The following is a 19,898-nucleotide window of genomic DNA, read 5'->3' on the forward strand; positions in this document are numbered from 1 at the left end:
CACTTTAAGAGCAAATATTAAACAAAAAAATTATTGGCATGTTCACTGCAATTAGTAAATCGACGTTTGATGAATCTATCGAACATTAGATTTTATTTTTTAAAGGAGCTATACAATGATTAAAACACTTTCTCTTTCTGCACTTGCTTTAGCAACACTGGGTTTTAATTCAGCAGCACAGGCTGATGTTACCGACATGGACTCTCCACGTATTTATACGGGTATTGGTTACGGCCAATATTCATTTCAGTTTGAAGATAGCGAAAACGACACCGATTTCGATGACGACGCGCAAATGTTAAAAGGTTATATCGGCACTCAATTTAATGAACATTTAAGCCTTGAACTTGCCTATCAAAATTTTGATGAAGTGAGTGACATAGACAGTAAAGCAGAAATTGATGGGGTATCACTAGCAGCGCGTTTTGCAGCGCCAATCACTGAAGATTTTTCTGTTTATGCAAAAGGCGGTTGGTTTGAATGGGATGCTGATTTAACTCAAGAACTACCAGTAGGCAGCGTTAGCGTATCACAAGACGGTGGTGACGTATTTTATGGTGCAGGTATTGAATATGCTTTCACAACCAATATGCAAGTGCGTTTAGAGTATGAGCGTTACGAATTAGATGATGATATTGATCCAGAAATGGACGTTGCGTCAGTATCTTTCCAATATATGTTTTAATAACAACTCAATAGTTGCAATGTAAGGGTAAGGCTAGGTTTAGCCTTGCCCTTTTTTATTCCACATTTAAACCAATCAGTCTAAACTCTCTTTATGCTGATTATATTAAGCTAATGCCACCAATGGTAATTACAGGTAGAATACCCACCTATTTTATTTGTTAGCGAGCATTATGAGCGATTATCAGATTTCGGCTATTGGCCATATTCAATCACCGTATAAACAAAAGTTTGCCATTCCTAGACAACCTCGATTAGTGCCAGAAGCAAAAGCTAAACTTATTTTTGCTCCAGATTTTAATCGTGAAGAATTTGTTCGTGGTTTAGATGAATTTAGCCACATTTGGCTGTTATTTCGTTTTCATGAAACCGCGGATAAAGGCTATTCAGCAATGGTGCGCCCGCCGCGCCTTGGTGGCAATGAACGTAAAGGCGTTTTTGCCACACGCGCTACATTCAGACCTAACGCTATAGGGATGAGTGCTGTTAAGTTAGAGGGAATTGAATACAAAAATGGGCAGTTAGCGTTATTGCTCGCCGGTATTGATTTACTTGATGGTACACCTATTGTTGATATTAAGCCTTATTTGCCCTATTCAGACGCTTTACCTGATGCAAGCGCTGGATTTGCCGATACGCGTCCAGAAACTCAAATGAGTGTTGAATTTAGTGAGCAAGCTTTGGAATTTATAAATAAACAAAGCCACTATCCTGAGCTACAAGCATTTATCAGCAATGTGCTAAAACAAGATCCTCGCCCAGCGTATAAAAAGCAAAAACAAGGCATGCAAAGTTATGGTATGAATTTGTATGAATACAACATTACCTGGCAAGTGACTGACTCTCATCATCTGGTTACTCATATAGAGCCCAGTTAAACTAACTTTAAAACCCTGCTATGGCTATAAAATGCGATAAAAAATCACTTAGCGCTTTAGTGTCAATGCATCCGCTGGTAAACTGAGCGCCTTAATTAAAAGAACATATTACTCTATTTCGGAAAAAACATGCGTACTAGTCAATATATACTCGCTACACTTAAAGAAACGCCATCAGATGCGGAAATTGTATCGCATCAATTAATGCTTAGAGCCGGAATGATCCGTCGCGTCGCTTCGGGTTTATACACTTGGCTACCCTCTGGTTTACGTGTGCTTAGAAAAGTAGAAAACATTGTACGCGAAGAAATGGATAAAGCAGGCGCAATTGAAATGCTAATGCCAGTAATTCAACCGGCTGACTTATGGGAAGAATCGGGCCGCTGGAGTGAGTTTGGTCCAGAGCTTATGCGCTTTACCGATCGTCACAATCGTGAATTTGCTATGGGTCCTACCCATGAAGAAGTGATCACCGATTTTGTCCGCAAAGAAATTAACAGCTACAAGCAACTGCCTATTACTTTGTACCAAGTACAAACTAAAGTACGTGACGAACGTCGTCCGCGCTTTGGTGTTATGCGTGCTCGTGAATTTACTATGAAAGATGCCTACTCATTCCATTTAACCGATGAATGTTTAGATGCAACTTATCAAGTTATGCACAAAGCCTACTGTAATATTTTTGAACGTTTAGGCCTTGATTTCCGCCCTGTTATTGCTGATACCGGCTCTATAGGCGGTAGTGTATCGCATGAGTTTCACGTACTTGCTGAATCTGGCGAAGACGCTATTGCCTTTAGTGATGCTAGTGACTACGCCGCTAATATTGAAAAAGCAGAAGCGCTAGCGCCAACTGAATCGCGCCCACAAGCAAGCAAAGAGCTAAAAGCATTCCCAACGCCTGATGCTAAAACAATTAATGAGCTGAAAAAACACTATGGTGTAAAACCACATCGCGGTGTTAAAACACTGATTGTTTATGGCGCCCCTGATGAAGACGGAAAACGTGGCTTAGTTGCACTAGTACTGCGTGGCGATCACGAGCTTAATGAACTTAAAGCTGAAAAACACCCACTGGTTGCTGCACCATTAGAAATGGCAACCGAGGCAGATATTGTGGCTGCCATTGGCGCAAAACCGGGTTCTTTAGGCCCTGTTGGCTTAAACATGCCAATTATTGTTGATAGAACCGCGAATGTAATGGCTGATTTTGTAGCTGGTGCCAACAAAGACGATGAGCACTTTAGTGGTATTAACTGGGATCGCGACGTAACAGACTACGAGGTTGCTGATATCCGTAATATTGTTGAGGGCGATCCTAGCCCGTGTGGTCAAGGCACGTTGCAAATTAAGCGCGGTATTGAAGTTGGTCATATTTTCCAACTAGGTACTAAGTACTCAGAAGCAATGAAAGCAGGTGTATTAAGCGAATCGGGTAAAAACCAAACAATGACTATGGGTTGTTATGGTATTGGTGTATCGCGCGTAGTTGCCGCTGCCATTGAGCAAAATAATGACCAATACGGTATTACCTGGCCTAAAGCCATCGCCCCTTTCGATTTAGCAATTGTGCCAATGAATATGCATAAATCGCATCGCATCCCTGATATTGCTAATAATCTATATCAAGGTTTGAAAGATGCAGGTTTAGATGTGCTATTTGATGACCGTAAAGAGCGCCCTGGTGTTATGTTTAACGACATGGAATTACTCGGTGTACCTTACACACTTGTAATTGGTGAGCGTAACCTTGATGAAAACAAGGTAGAACTTAAAAACCGCCGCACTGGTGAAAAGCTAATGATAGATATTGATAGCGCGATTGAAACAATCAAAAATCAATTTAATGCATAAGCTTAAAATTAATTAAAAAACCGCTGTATGGTTTTTTCATACAGCGGTTTTTTATTAATTTCTGTAAGCCAAGCTCGATTTTTTAAGTACTCATTTCAGCACTAAAACCTAGTAATAATTAATAAAAAAGGTCGCTCTGCGACCTTTTTTATACTTATGAATTATCTAAACAACACATCTTCACGATTAAACCATTTCACACAAAATGCCAGGAGTGCCCCAGCGATGATTGCTGTTGCTAGGAATATCAATCCCACTAGCGTGTAATCAACGGTGCCTTTAACAATTTCTTTAATCGCTAAGGCGACGTTAGTCACGGGAATAAACGCCGTTTTAGAAGTCAGTTCCATGTTAGGCATTATTGAAATAATAATCGGGAAAAACACGACCATGCTTAATGGCGTCATGTAATTTTGCGCTTCTTTAAACGAGCGTGCATAGATTGATATTGCCAGAGCTAATGCAGAAAAGGTTGCAGCTATAGGCAATAATAAGACAAAAATCATTAGTAAGTCTGTGATAGCCAATGTACTAAAAGCGGCTTTAATAAATTCAAGATCAGCAAAAGCCAGCGCTAAGGCTATCCAACACCCCATACTAATTACGGTTATAGTGGTTGATGCAATTGACGTGGTTAGTAGAGTAATGAATTTACCCAATACTAGCTCGGTACGAGTAATAGGTGTAAGTAATAAGGTTTCTAAGGTACCTCGTTCTTTTTCACCGGCCCCTAAATCAATAGCAGGATACGTTGCGCCTACCAGTACTAACGGAATAAGTAGATAAGGTAAAAACCCACCCACTTTTTCACCTAGGTTTTCACGCTTATCGGCAGTGTCTACTTTAACTACATTAACTGGCTTTAAAATAGATTCTTGTGCGCTTTTATCTATACCAAAGCTCAATAATTTACTTTCTTGTAAAGTATCGCTGTACTCTTTAGCAAGCTCTTTGACACGCTCAAATAAGAAGTTAATTGATTTTGAATCATTAAATACAACTTGCCATTCGCTTTGCTTTTGCTCATTTAATGTTTGCACTGCATCACTTGGCAGGTATATTCCCATGTCGATATCGCCGGCGTTTACACCAGCTTTTAGCTCCTCAATACTGTTGAAGGTTTTATCACCTTTATATAACTCAAAGCTTTTGTGATAAAACACTTTATCAGTAAATTCTGGTGCATAGTCGCCATTGATAATCACATAGGTATTTACTTTTTGTTCAGCATCAAGCGCAGCTTGCGAGGATATAAACGCAACCACAGCAAATAACAACGGGAAAACCACAATAGGAAATACCACCACGAACAATAAGGTTTTTTTATCGCGTAGTAGCTCTGTTAATTCCTTTTTAAATACTTCAAACATCATGTTTCTCCGTTAATATGTTCATAAACGCTTGATTTAATTCTTCACTGTTGCCTGCCTGTTTAAATTCAGCAAGCGTGCCATCAAAACAACTAACGCCTTCATTAATTACCGCAACGCGGTCACATAAAAGTGCTACTTCATCTAAATGATGCGTAGAAAAAATAACAGGAATACCTTGTGCTTTTAAGCCTTTAATAAAGTTGATCACCGTTTGGGTGGTCATAATATCGAGGCCGGTAGTTGGCTCATCGAGAATAACAACGTCTGGGTGGTGTACCACAGCACGCGCTATATTGGCTTTTTGCTTCATGCCGGTTGATAGGTTCTCAGCGCGTTTATCAATAAATTTATGCATATCAAGTAAGGTAAATAATTCTTCACAGCGTGCCTTAATAGCCTGCTTGCTCATGCCGTGCAGTTTTGCAAAGTACTCTATGTTTTCTTTTACCGTTAAACGACCATATAAACCAGTAGAGCCAGATAAAAAACCAATACACTTGCGCCCAATGAGTGGCTTTTTAATTATGTCGTTTCCTGCAATAGTAATACTGCCATCATCCGGTTTTAAAGCGGTAGAGATCATTCTTAACGTCGTGGTTTTGCCCGCGCCATTCGGTCCTAATAGCCCTAGTACTTCGCCTTTTGCACAGCTAAAGCTGACATTTTTAACCGAGTGAAAATAATCTTTATCTTCACGGGGGTCTATATCATCTATTTTATTTTTTTTATGATCTTTAGTGAGCTTAAACTTCTTTTTAAGCGCGGTAACTTCTATCATTTTCGTGTCCTTCGTTTCGGTCTAAAATAGTCCGTGTTATCGTAAAATGATGGATTGTTATTCTCATCAAACCAACCAGGAACACCTAATAAAGGTAAAGGTGAAAGCTGTTTGTTATCGGCTAAACAATCATCAGTTTTAATCATCTCATAAAGGCGCTGATCTAGGTACTGGTATTGAGTTACTAAATCTTTACAAAATATTTCATCCGGTACATTTACAAATAAGGCTTTGCCAGTCAGTCCAATATAAGGTTTGGTTAACATTTCATAATTAGCATGGCCAAACATGAAAGGCGCAATGGTTTTACCCCACTGTACTTTGTGCTCTACAAATGCAGTCTTCCATTGATGATCTCTTAACCACTCTTTCCACTGTGATTCGCTGACAGCTAGCACAACCCCACACTCGTCAAACAAGGTCAGTGCGTTACGGTGTTTACTTCGTTGTTTTAATCCATGCAACGCTATTTCATCAACATGACGCTGATTAATAAGGGCTTTTGTTTTTGGAAATAAGCACCAAATAAAACCACCAAACAGATCATGCCAGTTTTGTTGTCGGGTGGGCACGTCCCCTGTTTCAAAAATGACTTGTTCATAATAGCGCTCAGCAAAATCAACCTTGGCATCATCGACAAAACGAATTGGCAGATTATTAGCATTGATGGCGTTTAAATACGGGGTAAAGTACGCAGGCTCAGGCCAGTCTGTTTGCTGATCTATTTTAAACAGCTGACGAAGGTGCTCAAATGCACCTCCATTTATACTCGTTACTTGAAATTGTTCTGGGGGAGTAAAACGCTTCATTGTTACCTTTACTGTACATTTTTATCAGCAACAGTTTACCGCAAAAACTGGTTCTAATTAACAGAAGTTCATATACTAATGCCACTTAGAACAAAAAAAGAGCCAATATGAAACGTTATTTTTCTTTGACCCTAATAACAACGGCAATTTTAGCCGGCTGTGCAACAACAAGTATTACATCTGATGATGTCGCTAAAGGCTACAACAGCATTCAAGCGGATGAAATTGCTAAGCATGTAAAAGTGTTAGCTTCTGATGAATTTGGTGGACGTGCTCCTTCATCTGAAGGTGAAAAGCTTACGCTTGATTACTTAACAAAAGAATTTACTGCTTTAGGCTTTGAGCCGGGTAATGGCGACAGCTTTTTCCAAGAAGTGCCGCTTGTATCGTTAGAAGCAGACTCTGATATGGTGCTTAATATTGGCGGTAAAGACTACCAATACAAAAAAGACATGGTTATGGGTAGTAGCCGTATTAGTGCGCAAGAAGGAATTGAAAACTCGGAGCTTGTATTTGTGGGCTACGGTGTTAACGCACCTGAATATAACTGGAATGATTACGAAGGCCTAGATGTTAAAGGTAAAACCGTTGTTATGCTGGTAAACGATCCGGGTTTTGCAACTAAAGATCCTGCTTTATTCACCGGCGATGCAATGACCTATTACGGGCGTTGGACTTACAAATACGAAGAAGCAAGCCGTCAAGGTGCTGCTGGTGCTATTATTATTCATGAAACTGCTCCAGCGTCTTACCCTTGGTCTGTGGTTGAGAACTCATGGAGTGGCGAGCAATTTGGTTTCGTAAAAGAAAACAATAATATGGACCGTGTTGCTGTTGAAGGTTGGGTTACTGTTGATGTTGCAAAAGAGCTTTTTTCTAAAGCAGGCCTTAATTTTGAAACCGCCAAAGCAAACGCTGCCAAAGGTGCTTACCATGTTGATATGGGCGATTTAACAGCCACTGTGAATGTAAAAAACACCATCAAAAAATCGGTATCTTATAACTTCATTGCCACTCTTCCTGGTAGTAAAACACCCGATGAGCATATTATTTACTCTGCGCATTGGGATCATTTAGGAACGGATAAAAATCGTAAAGGCGATCAAATTTATAATGGTGCCCACGATAATGCGACAGGTACAGCCGGTATGATAGAAGTTGCCGAAGCCTTTACCAAACTAGGTAAACGCCCTGACCGTTCAATGACCTTTTTAGCGGTAACCGCTGAAGAGCAAGGTTTATTAGGCTCGAAATATTATGCCGCGAATCCAGTTATTCCAGCTAATAAAACCGTTGCAAATATTAATATGGACAGCTTAAACCTATTAGGTAAAGTAAAAGATATTAGTGTGGTGGGTATTGGTAAATCACAAATGGATGAGCTATTAGCAACTGCGGCCAAAGAGCAAGGCAGAACAGTATCGGGCGACCCTAAACCATCTTCAGGTGGCTACTACCGCTCAGATCACTTTGCCTTTGCTAATATGGGTGTTCCTGCCATGTATGCCGGTGGCGGTACACAAGCGTTTGACGATGAAACTGCAAATTACCGTAAGCGTATGAGCTTAGTACTGCGTGGTTGTTACCATCAACCTTGTGATAGATACCGCGATGAGTGGGATTTATCAGGTGCGGTTCAAGATTTACAATTATTTTATAAAGTAGGTTTTGATATTTCACAACAAACTCAGTGGCCTACGTGGAATGAAAACTCAGAGTTTCAACGTAAAAAGTAACTACTGCGGCAACACTTAAATGATATTGATTATCATTTAATGAAATAGTACAGTGCGATCTCATTCTTTAATTAGGTCGTACTGTATGTTTTTAACATCCCATTTAGGAGTTATTTCGCCAGCTGCAAAACGTGTTTTTCATCAAAATAAACGCCTAATTTTACCTCTGTTAATTTTAGTCTGTTTAGCCCTGCCCGATTTACGCACCATAACAATTACTGCACTCAGTGATGCTTTTTTTCAAGTGAGTGTGTTTGTTGCTGCGACCTTATTTATTTACTACTACGCGATTGATCATTTACCCCAACTAGAGCTTCGTTACCTAAATGCTAAGTCACCGGTATTAGAGGTCAGCTTTGCTGCTTTTTTAGGCATGTTACCAGGCTGTGGTGGCGCGATTATTGTGGTGACTCAATTTACAAAAGGCCAAGCTAGCTTTGGCGCAATTGTGGCTGTATTAACGGCGACTATGGGTGATGCCGCGTTTTTATTATTAGCGACTCGCCCTACCGAGGGTTTAACCATCATGGCAATAGGGTTTGTGGTTGGTTCTGTAACGGGTTTAATCGTCAACACACTTCATAAAACAGGCTACTTATGCCCAACTGATCAAAAGCACACACCACAGATTACCCTTTTACCGACGAAGATAATTACGCTCAGTAAGCCTATTTGGTACATCGCTATTATTCCGGGGTTACTCATTGCCTTTTTACTCGCTTTTAATATTGATTTGAGCCAATTTGGGCAGTACACCACATTCACTGTTACTCATTTTGGCGCATTAATGGCGTTGTTTGTCGTATTTATGTGGGCGTTATCTTCAAAAGGTGAAAGCTATAAAGAAGTAACCTCAGAAGATGATATATGCAGTCCACCTTCAAAACTCACAAAAGTACTGCAAGATACTCATTTTGTAACCGCGTGGGTGGTTGCCTCCTTTATATTATTTGAACTACTGGTAACAGTGTTTGGCCTTGACTTAAAAACATGGTTTTTAAATTATGCTTATATGGCCCCGCTCATAGCGGTATTAATTGGTTTTTTACCTGGCTGTGGCCCGCAAATAATTGTTACCACTTTATATATTCAAGGGGTTATTCCGTTTAGCGCATTAGCGGCCAATGCCATTTCCAACGATGGCGATGCGCTTTTCCCAGCCATTGCCATGACACCTAAAGCGGCTATTATTGCTACAATTTATACCGCCATACCGGCATTAATGGTTGGTTATGGCCTGTATTTTCTGAGCTAAATCAGTCTAGCTTTTATTTATTTAGTTATAAAAAAACCAGCTAGTTGCTGGTTTTTTAATTTATAAATGAATATAAAGACTTAGCGCATAGCCATCATCATTTTAGCTGGCTGCTCTAAGTATTCTTTCCATAAATTATTAAAGCGCGCGATAGTGCCGCCATCAATTACACGGTGATCCCCTGACCAACTTACTTGCATAATTGCACGCGATACCACTTGCCCTTGCTCGTCAAAGCGCGGAAGGTGCTGTAATTTACCTAAGGCAACAATCGCCACTTCTGGCTTATTAATAATTGGTGTAGCTATAGTGCCACCAATTGCACCAATATTAGAAATACTAATAGTACCGCCTTTTAAATCATCTGGTGCTACGCGGCCTTCTCGAGCTGAGTCAGTTAATTGCGTTAAATTATTAGCCACCTCTACAATACTCTTAGTTTGGCAGGCTTTAATATTTGGTACTAATAAGCCCACTTTAGAGTCCACTGCAACCCCAATATTGTGATCATCATAGTAGGTAATTTCACTGCAATCATCATTTACTTTTGAGTTAAGTACCGGGAATTCAGTCATTGCCAAAGATAATGCCTTAATAAAAAACGGCATCATCGTAAGTTTAACGCCCTGTGCTTTATATTGCTCTTTAAGATCAGTTCGAAGTGCAATTAAATCAGTTAGATCAATTTCGTCACTGTAAGTAAAGTGCGGAATCGTTGAAACTGAAGCCACCATTTGTTTTGCCATGGCCGCTTTAATGCCTTTAATTACTTCTGTTCGCGTTCCACCCGCGCTAGTTGCGTGTTCAGTACTAAGAGTGTTTTTACTCTGGGTAGTTTGTGGCTTGTTAAGCTCAGAGGTATCCATGCCAGATGGCACTTCATTTTTTATAAACGCTTCAATATCTTGTTTATAAATACGGCCATTTTTACCACTACCTGGTACGCAGGTTAAATCAACGTCAAGCTCACGCGCTTTACGCCTAACCGCCGGTGATGCAACCGCTTTTTCGTTAACTATTGCAGTTTGCGTTTGCTTAGCAGGTGCGTCTGACGTTGCGTTACTTTGTGCTTTTACAACTGCTTGGTTAACATCAACGTCTTCTTTTGCGACTTGCCCTGCAACCGTCATTTGAAATAATGGGCTATGCACCTTCGCAATTTCACCTTTTTGATAATACAGCTTTTGCACTGTACCGGTGTATTTAGCTGGTATTTGTACTAATGCTTTATCGGTCATTACATCACAAACGGCTTGATCTTCTTCTATTTCATCGCCCTCTGCAACTAACCATTCAACAATTTCACACTCAACAATACCTTCACCAATGTCGGGTAAAATAAAGTCTTCTAAGTGTTCACGAGTACTTGTTGGTGAAGAAGCTGTTTGAGTCTCTTCACTAGGCGCTTCACCGGCAACATCCATTGCAAATAACGGCGCATGTACTTTAGCAATATCGCCTTTTTTACAATGCAGCTTAGTGATCACCCCATCGTGTACCGCTGGAATTTGCACTAAGGCTTTATCTGTCATCACATCACAAATAGGCTGATCTTCTTTTACAGTGTCGCCCTCTTGTACCAGCCATTCGACTACTTCGCATTCAACTATGCCTTCACCAATGTCAGGTAATATAAAATCTTTAGCCATGGAAACCCCTAAAAGTTCACTGATTGTTTAATTGCGGCCATTACTTTTAATGCATCTGGAACATATTCTTTTTCGAGCGCCAGCGGGTATGGCGTATCTAGGCCACAAACACGTAAAATAGGCGACTCTAAATGCAGAAAACACTCTTGAGCGATGGTTGCGGCTATTTCTGCGCCAAAACCGTTAGTAATAGGTGCTTCATGACTAACAATAAGACGGCCTGTTTTAGTCACTGATTTAGCAATCGTTTCAACATCCCATGGTAAAATACTGCGAAGGTCAATCACTTCACAGCTAATGCCCTGTTCACTGGCTTGCTTTGCCGCTGCTTCTATAATTTCCATTTGTGCACCCCACGCTAATAAAGTAACGTCAGTACCCTCTTGAACCACTTCAGCTTTACCAAGTTCAATGCTGTAATCTTCCTCAGGCACTTCACCAGTTGAAGCACGGTATAAACGTTTGGGCTCAAAAAATAGCACTGGGTTGTCGTCTTTAATACACGCACGCAGTAAGCCTTTAGCTTGGTACGGGTTACGCGGCACGACAATTTTTAACCCTGGCGTGTGAGCAAAGTACGCTTCTGGCGATTGCGAGTGATACAAACCACCAGCAATACCGCCACCGTAAGGTGTACGAATCGTTAGATTACCCACATTAAACTCATTACCACTACGATAACGAAACTTAGCCGATTCATTCACAATTTGATCAAACGCAGGAAAGATGTAATCAGCAAATTGAATCTCTGCCAATGCAGGTGCACCAAAGGCTGCCAAACCATTTGCAAAGCCTAAAATACCTTGCTCTGTGAGCGGGGTATTGAATACGCGATGCTTACCGTACTTTTCTTGTAACCCTGATGTTGCTCTAAAAACACCGCCAAAATAACCCACGTCTTCACCAAAAATACACGCTTGAGGATGTTCATTCATGGTGATATCTAAAGCAGAATTAATTGCATGTAGCATGTTCATTTTAGCCATTACTTAATTCTCCCTGCTGTTGTTGGGTAGGCGTCTGGATGTGCTTTTATATGCGTTTTAAGTTCATCATATTGACGTTGTAAAGATGGAATTGGCGTATCGTAAACATCTGAAATTAGCTCTTCTAACGCCGGCTTATCAATTACTTCAGCGCGTTTTAGTGCCGCTAAAATATCATCACGAATTGTTTCTTTCGCTTTGATATCTTCTGCGTCATCTAACCAATTTTGTTTTACTAACCATTTTCTAAAGCGCTCAATTGGGCATGTTTTATAGTTTGCTTCTTCATCTTTTGAACGGTAACCGCTTGGATCATCTGATGTTGAATGCGCACCTAAACGATACGCTATCGATTCAATTAATACCGGTTCACCTTGTGTTGCAGCAATTTTGCGGGCTTTTTTAGTAGCCGCGTAAACGGCGAGCGCATCACTGCCATCAACACGAATAGTTTTAATACCATAACCCACACCACGCGATGCAATCCCATCGCCTTTAAATTGCTCATCGGCTGGGGTTGAAATAGCATAACCATTGTTACGTGCAAAAAAGATAACCGGTGCTTTATGTACTGCAGCCATATTTAAGCCTGCATGAAAATCACCTTCTGAAGCAGCCCCTTCACCAAAATAACAAATAGTAACGTTATCAATAGTACTTGCTAGTTCACCTGTTTTAGCATCAATGTGTTTTACTTTTTGACCATATGCGTAACCCGTAGCCTGTGGAATTTGTGTTCCCAAAGGTGATGAAATGGTCATGTAGTTAAGTGCTTTAGAGCCATAATGGATCGGCATTTGACGGCCTTTACCTAAATCTAATTCATTAGAAAACATTTGGTTCATAAATTGATCAAGGGTAAATCCACGGTAGTGCAAGGCTGCTTGTTCACGGTATTGCGCCATGATCATGTCATCTTGTTCAAGGGCTGCAGCAGAGGCTGTTACCGCCGCTTCTTCCCCTAAACATTGCATGTAAAAGCTGACGCGGCCTTGGCGTTGAGCACCCTGCATACGTTCATCCAATAAACGAATAAAACGCATGGTTTCGTATAATTTAATAGCGGTGTGTTTAGAAATATCAGGTGCAGGAGCACTAGGATGAATGTCGCCGTCCTCAGTTAAAATACTCAGGGTTGGAATATTAAGTGCGTGGCCGTCAATAAACTCAAGCTCATGATTAATATTCAGCGATACGTTATTGGGATTACTCATAACCTACCTTCTTTTGTTGTCGGTATCACAGCGCCCCTTTGGATTATTATTATGGGTGATAGTTGCTGAATAAACTTTGCAACATCTGCACTGTATTTAATTAAAGCTGCCAACACTTTACGTTAACGTAAAGTGTTATTCAACAAAACTGTGACCAAAGAAAAGTAAATAATGAGCAAAAAACTGGCAAGTTAACTATACATAAAATTAACCACTTATTAATCAGTTGGTTAAACTTTCATAACAAGTGGTCTGATGTGTTGATTTAGCTAAAGCGGCTATCCACTTGCATAGGGACTACCGTGAGTAATGCACGTTGCCCAATGGCAACCTGTGCGTTAGGAAAAATAATTGCTTCCCCTTCTACGTCGGCATATATGGCATTATCGCCATCGGTGGCTAAAAGCTCACCCTTTGCAAACCCTGTAAAATTCTCGGCATCGTCAGAAAACGGAAAACTAAAGTTTTGCTCTGTGCGGTTAATAGTTCGATGAACAGAAAACAACTCAAAGTCGCTTGCATTAAATTCTGGGTATTTTACTTCTTTTTGGCTAATTAATGCAGTTAGAGTTTGTTTTGTTTTTGCAAAGCGTGACATGTCGTTTTCACCAAAGGGTTTCACTTGCCCAAGCTCTACAGTAAATGAGTCAGCCCCATGCACAAACGACGAATAGTAGCTAAACGTGGTAGCAGGCGACTTCATCATCAATACTGTATTTACACCACAGCTTAATAAGAACTGCAGTTGCGACTTTTTCCAAGGCTTGCCATGTAAGAATGGGTAAACAGCAAATTTTTCGTTTTTAGAACCGCGAATAGCGGTATGTAAATCATAATGACAGCGATACGTACCCTGCTCTGAACGCGCATAAAAATCGCTAACATATTGCTCAAGTTTATCAGCGCGAACGCGTTCGTCGTTCATCGCAATGCCATCAACAGTGTGGTGGCCGTTAAACAAGCGGTTTAAGTTCTCTTCTACAAATCGTTTACCAATATTAATTGACTGAGGATTACCAAAAATAAATAAAACACGTTGTTGTAATTCAAGTTGCCCACTAATAATGTGTTTAATGAGTTCATCGCAAATTTCAATGGGGGCTGTTTCATTGCCATGAATGGCACTGGATAGCACCACATTTTTTGAAGTTATACAATCTGGTTCAAACTCAATTACTCCGGTATCGTGTATGGTAACCTGAGTATTGTTATTAAGCGTAAATTGACCTGCCTCTAAATGCCATTCATGGTTACGCGAAAGCGTTAAAAAATCACCATCTTGTTTTAATTGATTAATATATTCTGCAGTGGCTGACATAACGATAAAAGCCCTTTTTTTAAAATTATAGATACAAAAACGGCTGATAAAATCAGCCGTTTTTAGTTGTAATTGCATATTAGCTAATCACTGAATCAACCAGTTTTTTAGCTTCTTTTTCTAATAAAGCTAAGTGCTCTTCGCCTTTAAATGATTCTAAGTAAATTTTATAAATATCTTCCGTACCTGACGGACGCGCCGCAAACCAGCCGCTTTCAGTTACCACTTTTAGCCCACCAATAGCTGCATTATTACCTGGCGCATGAGTTAGCTTTTGTAAAATAGGCTCACCCGCTAAGGTATCTGCTTTTACGTCATCAGCACTGGTTGCTTTTAATCGCGACTTTTGCTCAGGCGTTGCTGGCGCATCTAGGCGTTTATAAAGTGGCGCACCAAATTCTTGCTCTAGTTCTTTATACAGCGCAGACGGTGTTTTACCTGTAACTGCAAGAATTTCAGCGGCGAGTAAGCCCATGATAAAGCCATCTTTATCTGTACACCAAACCGTGCCATCAAAACGTAAGAAAGCCGCACCAGCGCTTTCTTCACCACCAAAGGCCAATTTGCCTTTGTTTAAACCCTCAACAAACCATTTAAAGCCAACGGGTACTTCTTTTACTTTACGCTTGTTGCGCTCAGTTACCTTGTCAATCATTGAGCTAGAAACAAGGGTTTTACCGATTTCAACACTGGCATCCCAATCACGATGCGTTAGTAAATAGTCAATCGCTACGGCTAAAAAGTGATTAGGATTCATTAACCCATCTGGTGTTACTATGCCGTGACGGTCATAATCAGGGTCATTACCAATCGATAAATCAAAATCATCTTTAAGCGCAATTAAATTAGCCATTGAATAAGGTGATGAGCAATCCATACGAATTTTGCCATCTTTATCAAGCGGCATAAATGCAAAACGTGGATCAACACTGTCATTAACGACCGTTAAATCTAAATTATATTTTTGCGCAATCACTGGCCAAAAGTTAATGCCTGAGCCACCTAATGGATCAATACCAATCTTGATGCCTGCATCGCTAATCGCTTTTAAATTAATAATGTTTTTTAAATCATCAATATAAGGCGTCATTAAATCTTCGTAGCGAATAAAACCAGAACGTGAAGCTTTAGCAAAAGGAAACAGTTCTACTTCAACTAAGTCTTCTAATAATAATTGATTGGCTCTGTCTTCAATCCATTTTGTAACGTCTGTGTCTGCAGGACCGCCATTGGGCGGGTTATATTTAAAACCGCCATCTTCTGGTGGATTATGAGATGGAGTCACTACAATGCCATCGGCAAGCTCATTAGGATGATTTTTATTATAACTAACAATAGCATGGCTAATAACTGGCGTTGGAGTAAAGTCACCATTTTCTTGGGTGATAACTTGGACTTCATTAGCAACCAACACTTCAATTGCTGAGTTAAAGGCCGCCTCGCTCAGTGCGTGGGTATCTTTACCTAAAAATAACGGACCAAATATATCGTTCTGTTTTCTGTAATCACAAATAGCTTGGGTAATTGATAATATGTGCGATTCGTTAAATTTTACATCGTAGGCACAGCCTCGATGCCCTGAGGTGCCAAATGCAACACAGTGCTCGGGGTTTTGCTCTAAGTCAGGCTCATTTAAATAATACGCAGACACTAACTTTGGTACATTCACTAAAGCCGATTGTGGTGCAGTTTTACCTGCGCCGGAATGAATTGCCATGGTCTTTCCTTAAAGATAATCACGAATTTTTTCAGCTTGCTCGTTGCTGTAGCCTAAACTAAGTGCAACTTCATGCAGCATCATTTTTTTACGCGTGGTATTAGAATTGGTCATCACCCAATATTCACTGTCAGTGATATTTTTTGGGTTCATACTACTACCGCTATTCACTAAGTCTTCTTTACTGGTCGCGAAGTAAACACGATCTCGACCTTTAATATCTAGCACCGCAGAGAAGTCTGTTTTATGCGTTCGATAAAATGCACTTAAAATAAATAAAAAACGACCTACAACGCCTTTTTGCATCGCCAATTCTTCTTTATTTAAAATATTAAATACGTTTGCATTTTTTTTATTTACCGGCGGTTTTGCCACTTGGGTTGGCTGTTCAACGTCTGCTATAGGTTGTTCAAGTGATGAATTAGACACACTAACGGTTTCATTTTTATGATCAGTGTCTAGTTTAGTGGTGTTAATTTTTTCGCCGTTGAGATTTAATAAACGACGTAAAATAGTGGATGCACTCTCACCAATACTCTGTGTATTGCTTGCAATGTACTGATATAACTCGTCGTCTATGTCGATTTGTTTCATGTTCTTCCTGTCATTACGGGTCACATTTTTCTTTCGATATGATTATACCCAAATCACCTCAAGATGCGAGTTTCAGTTGGAATTAAAAGCGATTTAGGCAAGGCATTGATTGCAAACAATAGTCGTTCTATTGCTAAAACCAATAACGCAGTATAAATCGCTTTTAAACCAACCCTCTGGGCGTTTCACAGGAACTTACTCTCATCGTTGTTAATTTTTAAAAGGGATCACCATTGTTGCAAACTAACGCCTTGATATTAAGCCCCGGTGAAACGCTGAATTCTGTATCTTGTGATGGTTTGGGTATATACCCAATCCAGTTAGAAATGCGAGTTACAACCAACGCGACCCTAAACATAGTTGTAATTAATAATTACTAAATAATCAGGAAGCTAGGTATTTTTGAGTCCAACATACAAATAATATCTGTATTTTTTGCTTTTTAGGGTAATGCTCGGCAAACTATGCGCAAAATTGAAGGAGGCGTCTATGCAATTAAATTACAAACAAATTGGTCAAGGTCCAAATGTTATTTTGATCCATGGACTGTTTGGCTCTTTAGAAAACCTTAATGTGATTGCAAAACCATTAAGCGAGCATTTTTGTGTAACCAACGTTGATTTACGTAATCATGGCCTTTCGCCCCACAGCGATGAAATGGATTATACTGCAATGGCTAATGATGTTGTTGAATTAATGACGGCATTAAACATACAAAAAGCGCATCTGGTTGGGCACTCTATGGGCGGCAAAGTGGCGATGCAAATAGCACTGAGCCATACTGATTTAGTCGATAAACTAGTGGTTCTTGATATTGCGCCTGTGAGCTACCCTGCGCGCCATACTCAAATACTTGAGGCTTTAAATGCAGTTAAAAATGCAGATATTAGTGATAGAAAGCAAGCTGATTTAGTAATGCAACCGTATATAGAGGAGTTAGGTGTACGTCAGTTTTTATTAAAAAGCTTATATAAAAATGATGATGGGCACTTTGTTTGGCGCTTTAATTTACCTGTGCTCGATAATAAATATTCAACTATTACCGCAAACATTAATGCAAATAATTCTTGTTTGTGCGAAACTCTGTTTATTAAAGGTAATGACTCTGACTACATTTTAACCGAGCATCGCGAAGCGATTAATGCGCTGTTTAAAAACGTCAGTGCAAAAATCATTCATGGTGCGGGTCATTGGTTACATGCCCAAAAACCACAGGCTGTAAACAAAGCAATCAATGATTTTTTAACTGCAGTTTAATGTTATTTTTATGGCGTGTTTTTGATTTATCACACTAAATAATTAAAGATTTATGTGCTATAGTACGCGCCGTTTAATTTAAAGGTTATACGTCGATGGTCAGTCAGTTTATTAACGAATTTGATACCTTAGGGTTGTATTTTGGCTTAGCAGGTATTTTTATTTTTATCGGCTTGGCAATTAAAGACGTACTGAAAAGCGGCAATGTGCCTAAATTTGGTCGTTATATTGTGTGGCTGGTACTCTTTTTAGGTTGCTCTGGCTTTATTGCCAAAGGACTTATTCAGGTATTTTGGCAAGGTGCGGGTGTAGGTTAAGCATGGCCAAGTCAGAAACAGATAGAACAACGCTTGATTTATTTGAATACGAGAAACGTCCAGGTAGACCTAAAACTAATCCCCTTCCTCGGGATATGCAGTTAAAGGTTAATAAACGTAATCAAATAAAAAGAGATAAGGCACGTGGTTTAAAGCGTGTTGAATTTAAAGTTTCGTCACAGCTGTATCAGGCACTGAGTGATATGGCAGATGCACAAAATATTAGCCGCAGTGCGTTGATCGAAACAATTTTACAAGAAAGATTGGCTATTGATAGATAAAAGGTTTAAATCCATGGCAAGTGTAGGCATTTTTTTCGGAAGTGACACAGGTAACACAGAACACGTAGCAAAAATGATCCAAAAAGAATTGGGTAAAAAGCTCGTTGCTGTGCATGACATTGCAAAAAGCTCTAAAGAAGAGATTGCTGAGTTTGATCTGATCTTATTCGGTATTCCAACTTGGTATTATGGTGAAGCACAATGTGATTGGGATGATTTCTTTCCTGAGCTTGAAGAAGTAAGCTTTGAAGGTAAACTAGTGGCTATTTTTGGCTGTGGCGACCAAGAAGACTATGCAGAATACTTCTTAGATGCTATGGGCATGATCAACGATATCGTAACAGAACGTGGCGCTATTGTTGTTGGCCATTGGCCAACAGACAGTTATGATTTTGAAGCATCAAAAGGCATGGCTGATGACAAACATTTTGTTGGTTTAGGTATTGATGAAGACCGTCAGCCAGAATTGACTGAGCAGCGTGTTAAGCAGTGGTGTGCTCAGGTATATGATGAAATGTGCTTAAGTGAGTTAGCAGATTAATCCCCCCCTTTTAAATGCTAACTGTTTAAAATATTATCAAACAGTTAGCATTTTCCGCGTTAATATTGATATAGATCAATTGTTCTTTGCACTTCCTGCTAAGGCACGTTATCCTAACTGTTATTGTGACGAGTACATCTTGCAAGATGTCTAGTATAACTAAATAAAATTGAGACAGATTTAATGACTGATCATAACTTGGAACTTAAAAAAGCCGGGCTAAAGGTAACTTTACCGCGTATTAAAATTTTAGAGATTCTTCAATCTCCAGATAACCAACACATAAGCGCTGAAGATGTTTACAAGGTTTTATTAGATCTAGGCGAAGAAATTGGTCTTGCGACTGTTTACCGTGTTTTAAACCAATTTGATGATGCAGGAATTGTAAGCCGTCACCACTTTGAAGGCGGTAAGTCAGTATTTGAACTTTCTGGCAGCACTCACCATGACCACTTAGTGTGTTTAAAATGTGGCAAGGTTGTTGAGTTTGAAGATGATTTAATTGAACGTCGTCAACTCGAAATAGCTGAAGAAAACGGTATTAAGCTGACCAATCACTCTCTTTACCTATATGGCGAATGTGAAGATAAAGACGCGTGTAAAGCGTTTGCGCAAAGCAATAGTTAAAAGCCTATTTAGTTTAATAAAAAAAACCTG

Annotated in this window: 19 protein-coding genes; 10 read left to right on the top strand and 9 right to left on the bottom strand. The window is 39.8% G+C overall.

The features are described 5' to 3' along the window. Nucleotides 1-115: 115 nt before the first annotated feature. The 3 genes from ABZP26_RS08745 to ABZP26_RS08755 all read left to right on the top strand — a co-directional run bounded on the left by ABZP26_RS08745 (nucleotide 116) and on the right by ABZP26_RS08755 (nucleotide 3,416). Complete coding sequence (locus tag ABZP26_RS08745) at nucleotides 116-685, top strand: outer membrane beta-barrel protein (RefSeq protein WP_013464990.1); 570 nt, start codon at nucleotides 116-118, stop codon at nucleotides 683-685. Nucleotides 686-857: 172 nt separating this feature from the next. Then, complete coding sequence (tsaA, locus tag ABZP26_RS08750; RefSeq protein ID WP_013464991.1) at nucleotides 858-1,562, top strand: tRNA (N6-threonylcarbamoyladenosine(37)-N6)-methyltransferase TrmO; 705 nt, start codon at nucleotides 858-860, stop codon at nucleotides 1,560-1,562. Nucleotides 1,563-1,691: 129 nt separating this feature from the next. Beyond that, entirely contained in the window at nucleotides 1,692-3,416 is a 1,725-nt protein-coding gene (locus ABZP26_RS08755; RefSeq protein ID WP_013464992.1) for a proline--tRNA ligase, read from the top strand. A gap of 161 nt (nucleotides 3,417-3,577) precedes the next feature. Here ABZP26_RS08755 and ABZP26_RS08760 read toward each other — a convergent pair whose 3' ends face one another. The 3 genes from ABZP26_RS08760 to ABZP26_RS08770 are packed head-to-tail and all read right to left on the bottom strand — an operon-like array spanning nucleotide 3,578 to nucleotide 6,376. Then, entirely contained in the window at nucleotides 3,578-4,786 is a 1,209-nt protein-coding gene (locus tag ABZP26_RS08760; protein ID WP_013464993.1) for an ABC transporter permease, read from the bottom strand. Next, on the bottom strand, nucleotides 4,779-5,567 hold the full coding sequence (locus tag ABZP26_RS08765; RefSeq protein WP_013464994.1) for an ABC transporter ATP-binding protein: 789 nt from the start codon (nucleotides 5,565-5,567) through the stop codon (nucleotides 4,779-4,781). The genes ABZP26_RS08760 and ABZP26_RS08765 overlap by 8 nt, the downstream gene beginning before the upstream one ends. Continuing rightward, a complete protein-coding gene (locus ABZP26_RS08770; protein ID WP_013464995.1) occupies nucleotides 5,564-6,376 on the bottom strand; it encodes a DUF3025 domain-containing protein in 813 nt (270 codons plus the stop codon). The genes ABZP26_RS08765 and ABZP26_RS08770 overlap by 4 nt, the downstream gene beginning before the upstream one ends. 107 nt (nucleotides 6,377-6,483) lie before the next feature. On the opposite strand from ABZP26_RS08770, the gene ABZP26_RS08775 reads away from it, so the two are divergent. Continuing rightward, nucleotides 6,484-8,112 carry a M28 family metallopeptidase gene (locus tag ABZP26_RS08775; protein ID WP_013464996.1) on the top strand — a complete coding sequence of 543 codons (1,629 nt, stop codon included), beginning with the start codon at nucleotides 6,484-6,486 and terminating at the stop codon, nucleotides 8,110-8,112. An 85-nt stretch (nucleotides 8,113-8,197) separates the two neighbouring features. Then, the gene (locus tag ABZP26_RS08780; RefSeq protein WP_013464997.1) at nucleotides 8,198-9,367 is read left to right on the top strand and encodes a putative manganese transporter; all 1,170 of its coding nucleotides are present in this window, start codon (nucleotides 8,198-8,200) and stop codon (nucleotides 9,365-9,367) included. Between the two features lie 80 nt (nucleotides 9,368-9,447). Here ABZP26_RS08780 and ABZP26_RS08785 read toward each other — a convergent pair whose 3' ends face one another. The 6 genes from ABZP26_RS08785 to seqA all read right to left on the bottom strand — a co-directional run bounded on the left by ABZP26_RS08785 (nucleotide 9,448) and on the right by seqA (nucleotide 16,845). Further along, nucleotides 9,448-11,016 (bottom strand): dihydrolipoyllysine-residue acetyltransferase, encoded by a 1,569-nt coding sequence (locus tag ABZP26_RS08785; protein ID WP_013464998.1) that lies wholly within the window; start codon nucleotides 11,014-11,016, stop codon nucleotides 9,448-9,450. Nucleotides 11,017-11,024: 8 nt separating this feature from the next. Then, the gene (locus tag ABZP26_RS08790) at nucleotides 11,025-12,002 is read right to left on the bottom strand and encodes an alpha-ketoacid dehydrogenase subunit beta (RefSeq protein WP_013464999.1); all 978 of its coding nucleotides are present in this window, start codon (nucleotides 12,000-12,002) and stop codon (nucleotides 11,025-11,027) included. Next, nucleotides 12,002-13,216 carry a thiamine pyrophosphate-dependent dehydrogenase E1 component subunit alpha gene (locus ABZP26_RS08795; RefSeq protein ID WP_013465000.1) on the bottom strand — a complete coding sequence of 405 codons (1,215 nt, stop codon included), beginning with the start codon at nucleotides 13,214-13,216 and terminating at the stop codon, nucleotides 12,002-12,004. Before ABZP26_RS08795 ends, ABZP26_RS08790 begins: the two co-directional genes overlap by 1 nt. A 265-nt stretch (nucleotides 13,217-13,481) precedes the next feature. Continuing rightward, complete coding sequence (gene astE, locus ABZP26_RS08800) at nucleotides 13,482-14,534, bottom strand: succinylglutamate desuccinylase (RefSeq protein ID WP_013465001.1); 1,053 nt, start codon at nucleotides 14,532-14,534, stop codon at nucleotides 13,482-13,484. 79 nt (nucleotides 14,535-14,613) lie between these two features. Further along, complete coding sequence (pgm, locus tag ABZP26_RS08805; RefSeq protein WP_368484817.1) at nucleotides 14,614-16,251, bottom strand: phosphoglucomutase (alpha-D-glucose-1,6-bisphosphate-dependent); 1,638 nt, start codon at nucleotides 16,249-16,251, stop codon at nucleotides 14,614-14,616. A 9-nt stretch (nucleotides 16,252-16,260) separates the two neighbouring features. Further along, nucleotides 16,261-16,845: a replication initiation negative regulator SeqA gene (gene seqA / locus ABZP26_RS08810; protein ID WP_008113782.1), complete on the bottom strand. Its 585-nt coding sequence runs from the start codon at nucleotides 16,843-16,845 to the stop codon at nucleotides 16,261-16,263. Nucleotides 16,846-17,334: 489 nt separating this feature from the next. Here seqA and ABZP26_RS08815 point away from each other — a divergent pair, with 489 nt between their 5' ends. From ABZP26_RS08815 to fur, 5 genes are all read left to right on the top strand, one after another. Further along, nucleotides 17,335-18,102 (top strand): alpha/beta fold hydrolase, encoded by a 768-nt coding sequence (locus ABZP26_RS08815; RefSeq protein WP_013465003.1) that lies wholly within the window; start codon nucleotides 17,335-17,337, stop codon nucleotides 18,100-18,102. Between the two features lie 95 nt (nucleotides 18,103-18,197). Continuing rightward, nucleotides 18,198-18,419 (top strand): DUF2788 domain-containing protein, encoded by a 222-nt coding sequence (locus tag ABZP26_RS08820; RefSeq protein ID WP_008113777.1) that lies wholly within the window; start codon nucleotides 18,198-18,200, stop codon nucleotides 18,417-18,419. 2 nt (nucleotides 18,420-18,421) lie between these two features. Then, a complete protein-coding gene (gene ybfE / locus ABZP26_RS08825) occupies nucleotides 18,422-18,700 on the top strand; it encodes a LexA regulated protein (protein WP_008113775.1) in 279 nt (92 codons plus the stop codon). 13 nt (nucleotides 18,701-18,713) lie between these two features. Continuing rightward, nucleotides 18,714-19,241 (top strand): flavodoxin FldA, encoded by a 528-nt coding sequence (fldA, locus tag ABZP26_RS08830; protein WP_008113772.1) that lies wholly within the window; start codon nucleotides 18,714-18,716, stop codon nucleotides 19,239-19,241. A gap of 183 nt (nucleotides 19,242-19,424) precedes the next feature. Further along, nucleotides 19,425-19,868, top strand: a complete 444-nt coding sequence (gene fur / locus ABZP26_RS08835; RefSeq protein ID WP_013465004.1) for a ferric iron uptake transcriptional regulator — start codon at nucleotides 19,425-19,427, stop codon at nucleotides 19,866-19,868. Nucleotides 19,869-19,898: the final 30 nt, after the last annotated feature.

Source organism: Pseudoalteromonas sp. SD03 (assembly GCF_040937955.1).
Classification (GTDB): Bacteria; Pseudomonadota; Gammaproteobacteria; order Enterobacterales; family Alteromonadaceae; genus Pseudoalteromonas; species Pseudoalteromonas tetraodonis.